Annotated in this window: 4 protein-coding genes; all 4 read left to right on the top strand. The window is 60.4% G+C overall.

Annotated elements, in window-relative coordinates; genetic code table 11:
* Positions 1 to 76 precede the first annotated feature (76 nt).
* Positions 77 to 223: a hypothetical protein gene (locus tag NW820_RS05265; RefSeq protein ID WP_187147246.1), complete on the top strand. Its 147-nt coding sequence runs from the start codon at positions 77 to 79 to the stop codon at positions 221 to 223.
* A gap of 121 nt (positions 224 to 344) precedes the next feature.
* The gene (locus tag NW820_RS05260) at positions 345 to 1,379 is read left to right on the top strand and encodes a CAP domain-containing protein (RefSeq protein WP_414406879.1); all 1,035 of its coding nucleotides are present in this window, start codon (positions 345 to 347) and stop codon (positions 1,377 to 1,379) included.
* A 192-nt stretch (positions 1,380 to 1,571) separates the two neighbouring features.
* Complete coding sequence (locus tag NW820_RS05255) at positions 1,572 to 3,119, top strand: ferredoxin--nitrite reductase (protein ID WP_414406878.1); 1,548 nt, start codon at positions 1,572 to 1,574, stop codon at positions 3,117 to 3,119.
* A 61-nt stretch (positions 3,120 to 3,180) separates the two neighbouring features.
* A partial coding sequence (locus NW820_RS05250) for a CmpA/NrtA family ABC transporter substrate-binding protein (RefSeq protein ID WP_414330505.1) occupies positions 3,181 to 4,502 on the top strand: 1,322 nt, incomplete at its 3' end.

The following is a 4,502-nucleotide window of genomic DNA, read 5'->3' as shown; positions in this document are numbered from 1 at the left end:
AGTTTTGACGCTGTGGCCCACTCGGCCAGGTGATAGAACAGAGTCAAACCCAACAGCATTTGGGAGGTTTGTTGTCATGGCTACGTTGCAACCCAAAGTGACCCACCAGCTTTTGGCGGCCTTAGCCCTGTTTGCCTGTCTGGGCTTGTTGCCTGCTTGTGGCGAGAGCAGCAGCAGCACCGTCAGCCCCCCCAGCATCACCCCCACCCCCACCGGCTCATAATTCGGCTGGTTTTTGCATGCCCTTGCAGCGGTTGCCCAAGTTGGTTCAGCCTTGGGCTTTGAGGATCGCGGGGATCTTTTGTCTTTGTCTGCTGGCGGCCTGTGGAGGATCCCCTACCTCGATGGAGCCACCGCGGGCAGGGGAAGTGCCGATTGCCAGCTTCCTGTGCCGGTTGGATCGCCAGACCCGCAGCTTCACGGGGCCTATTTACGCCGAACAGCCCCAGGTTGCTACCTGCAACCCCGGTCGCCTTACGCCTGCAGCAGCCCAAAAGATGATGGATCGGCTGAATTTTCTACGGCTGTTGCACCAGTTACCGCCGGTGAAGCTCAATCCTCAGTTCCTAGAAGCCGCCCAGCAAGCGGCCTTGATGCAGGTAGCCAATGGTACTCTCAGCCACCAGCCGCCCCCTTCTTGGCGCTGCTTTACCCCTGCTGGGGAGGCGGGATCCCGCTTCAGCAACCTGGCGGTTGGGCCCATCCTAGAGCTGAACGGCCCCGATCCAGGCCGGGTGTTGGCGCGGCAGGTGGACATCTATTTTGCCGAGCCAGGTCGAGAAAACTTTGTGGATGTGGGGCATCGCCGCTGGAACCTGTATCCTCAGTACGCCCAGGGGGCCTACGGCATTGTCTTTGACCCACGGGCTGGACGGGTGACCCAGGCCAACGCCAACTGGATCTTCGGTTTTGACGAGTCCGTGCGGGATCCGGAGTTCATCGCCTTCCCGGAGAAAGACGGCTACCTCTACCGCCTAGAAGGGTTTTCCGGCCAGCCCCTGTCTGCCTACCGCTGGTCTTTCTCGGTGCCCAGCCGTGGCGGCAAGGCTGATCTCAGCCAAGCCCAAGTCCGCATCACCGATGCCCTCAGCGGCGAGCCGGTGCCTGTTGGAGATCTCCGCGTGGGGGATCCCGCCTTTGGCCTGGAAACTTTGACCTACTCTGTGGGTTCGATCCAGCCCAATCGCAACTACACCTTTGAAATTAGCGGCATCCGTCTCAACGGTGGCCCCCCCCGCACCTATCGCTACACCACTGCCCTCTACGACTGCGATCCCCAAACTTCCCAACGGCCCGCACCCCTCACCGAAGGGCTGGGGATCCCGCCCCGTCTGCTCTGGCAGATGGAGCCTTTCAACTCTTTCAACCCTCTCAACTAGCTTTTCCTCACCCCCAGCCCCTTTCCCAAAGGGGAGAGGGGAGTCTGCTGCTCCTAGAAGCCTGACCTTATGCACAAATTGCAATCAGAAGGTGACAAAATAGCATAACTTGTTACAAAGTGTAACGGCCAATACCAAAGTTAACGGTTCGTCATCGCTAGGGTAGCCAGTGTTCACCCCACGGCAGCGATCATGGCGAACCAATTTGAACGCCTCAAAAGCGAAAAGGATGGGCTGGCGGTCAAGGCCGAGCTGGAGGCGTTTGCCCGGATGGGTTGGGAGAACATTCCTGAAGACGACCGGGATCACCGCCTCAAGTGGCTGGGGATCTTCTTTCGCAAGCGCACCCCAGGTCAGTTCATGCTGCGGCTGCGCCTGCCCAATGGGATCCTAACCAGCGGCCAAATGCGGATGTTGGGCGCAATCATCCACCCCTATGGAGAACAGGGCGTAGCCGACATCACCACCCGGCAGAACCTGCAACTGCGGGGCATCCCCATCGAGGAAATGCCCCAGATCCTGGGCTACCTGAAAGAGGTAGGCCTGACCAGCATCCAGTCGGGCATGGACAACGTGCGCAACATCACGGGATCCCCTCTGGCCGGTATTGACCCGGACGAGCTGATCGACGTGCGCGGCCTCACTCGCAAGGTGCAGGACATGGTCACCAACAACGGCGAGGGCAACCCTTCCTTCAGCAACCTGCCGCGCAAGTTCAACATCGCCATCTGCGGTTGTCGCGACAACTCGGTGCATGCCGAGATCAACGACCTGGCCTTTGTGCCCGCCTTCAAAAATGGCCGCCTGGGCTTCAACGTCCTGGTGGGCGGCTTTTTCTCTGCTCGCCGCTGCGCCGAGGCAATTGGCCTAGATGTCTGGGTGGATCCCCGCGATGTAGTTCCTCTGTGCGAGGCGGTGCTGCTGGTCTACCGGGATCACGGCCTGCGGGCCAACCGGCAAAAGGCGCGGTTGATGTGGCTCATTGACGAGTGGGGCCTAGAGAAGTTCCGGGCGGCTGTGGAGCGCCAGACGGGCCACCCTCTGCTCAGGGCAGCGGAAAAAGATGAGGTGGTCTGGCACAAGCGGGATCTGCTGGGGGTGCATGCCCAGAAGCAGCCGGGCCTCAACTTTGTCGGCCTGCATGTGCCGGTGGGGCGGCTCAACGCCCTGGAGATGATGGAGCTGGCCCGCTTGGCGGAGGTGTACGGCTCCGGAGAGCTGCGGCTGACGGTGGAGCAGAACGTGCTCATCCCCAATGTGCCCGACTCCCGAGTGGCTTCCTTGTTAAAAGAGCCGCTGTTGAAGAAGTTCTCCCCCAACCCAGGGCCCTTGCAGCGGGGGTTGGTGTCCTGTACGGGCAACCAGTTCTGCAACTTTGCCCTTATCGAGACCAAAAACCGGGCTGTGGCCTTGATGGAGGAGCTGGAGGCGGAGCTGGAGATCCCCCAAACGGTGCGCATCCACTGGACGGGCTGCCCCAACTCCTGCGGCCAACCCCAAGTAGCCGATATCGGCCTTATGGGCACCACTGCTCGCAAGGACGGCAGGGTGGTGGAGGCCGTGGACATCTACATGGGGGGAGAGGTGGGCAAAGACGCCAAGCTGGGCGAATGCGTGCGCAAAGGGATCCCTTGCGAAGACCTCAAGCCGGTCTTGGTGGAGTTACTCAGGGAGCACTTTGGGGCCAAGCCGCGTCAGCATCCGTCCGCCGCCCAGGCTTCTGTTTTGGTAACCCGCTAGCGGTTCTGTTGCCGTCCTGAAAGTTTTTCTTTCTTCGTCGTTGTAAATCTTGGAGGTTTCGATGTCTAAGCTGTTCAGCACTTCCTCTCCCGTCTCCCGTCGGCAATTTTTGGCCGGGGTGGCTGCTCTCACGGCTGGGGCGGCCACGGCTGGGATCCCGCGCGCCCAATCGCAATCCTTGGGCAAAGGCTACTGGGTGGCGCAGGCCGATACTCCCGAAACCACCAGCGCCAAGCTGGGGTTCATCGCTCTAACCGACGCGGCCCCCCTGATCATCGCCAAAGAAAAGGGGTTCTTTGACAAGTACGGCATGAAGGACGTAGAGGTGGTCAAGCAGGCCTCTTGGGGCACCACCCGCGACAACTTGGTGCTGGGATCCGCCGCCGGCGGCATCGATGGGGCACACATCCTCACCCCCATGCCCTACCTCATCACCACCGGCAAAGTTACCGATGGCAAGCCGGTGCCTATGTACATTTTGGCCCGTCTCAATCTGGACGGTCAGGGCATCAGCATTTCCAACCAATATCGGGATTTGCAAATCGGCCTGGATAGTTCCCCCCTCAAGGCCAAGTTTGCCGAGCTTCGAGCTGCCGGCAAAGATCCCAAATGTGCGATGACCTTCCCCGGTGGCACCCACGACCTATGGATGCGCTACTGGCTGGCCGCAGGCGGGATCGATCCCACTAGCGACGTCTCCGTCATTGTGGTGCCGCCGCCGCAGATGGTGGCCAATATGAAATCCAGAACCATGGAAGCCCTCTGTGTGGGCGAGCCTTGGAATGCCCAGCTGGTGAACCAAAAAGAGGGGTATAGTGCCCTCACCACCGGCGAGCTGTGGAACGGCCACCCGGAAAAGGCCTTTGCCCTGCGGGCCGACTGGGTGGATGCGCACCCGAAAGCCACCCTTGCCCTGTTGAAAGCGGTGCTAGAAGCCCAGATCTGGTGCGACCAGATGGAAAACAAAGAGGAGATGTGTCGCATCATCGGCGACCGCCGCTGGCTGGGGGTGCCTGTGCCCGATATCTTGGGCCGTTCTCGGGGCACTTTTGACTACGGCACCGGCAAGGTCGTTGAAAACAGCCCCCACCTGATGAAGTTCTGGCAGAACTACGCTTCCTACCCCTTCAAGAGCCACGATCTCTGGTTCTTGACCGAAAACATCCGCTGGGGCTATCTGCCTGCCGACACCGATACCAAAGCCTTGGTGGAGCGGGTGAATCGGGAAGAACTCTGGCGAGAAGCTGCCAAAGCCATTGGTCAGGGGGCAGCCATTCCCCCCAGCACCTCTCGAGGAGTGGAAACCTTCTTCGACGGGGTGCAGTTCGATCCCGAAAATCCTGCCGCCTACCTGGAGAAATTGGCGATTAAGAAGCTGGCCTA

This window comes from Synechococcus sp. R55.7 (assembly GCF_047461955.1).
Classification (GTDB): Bacteria; Cyanobacteriota; Cyanobacteriia; order Thermostichales; family Thermostichaceae; genus Thermostichus.
Note: the sequence above shows the minus strand (reverse complement) of the source record. Positions and strands in the feature narration are given on the sequence as shown.

Excerpts from the sequence above, each read along its gene's own strand:
- NW820_RS05265 (WP_187147246.1), top strand. The coding sequence starts at position 77 with ATGGCTACGTTGCAACCCAAAGTGACCCACCAGCTTTTGGCGGCCTTA.
- NW820_RS05260 (WP_414406879.1), top strand. The coding sequence starts at position 345 with ATGGAGCCACCGCGGGCAGGGGAAGTGCCGATTGCCAGCTTCCTGTGC.
- NW820_RS05255 (WP_414406878.1), top strand. The coding sequence starts at position 1,572 with ATGGCGAACCAATTTGAACGCCTCAAAAGCGAAAAGGATGGGCTGGCG.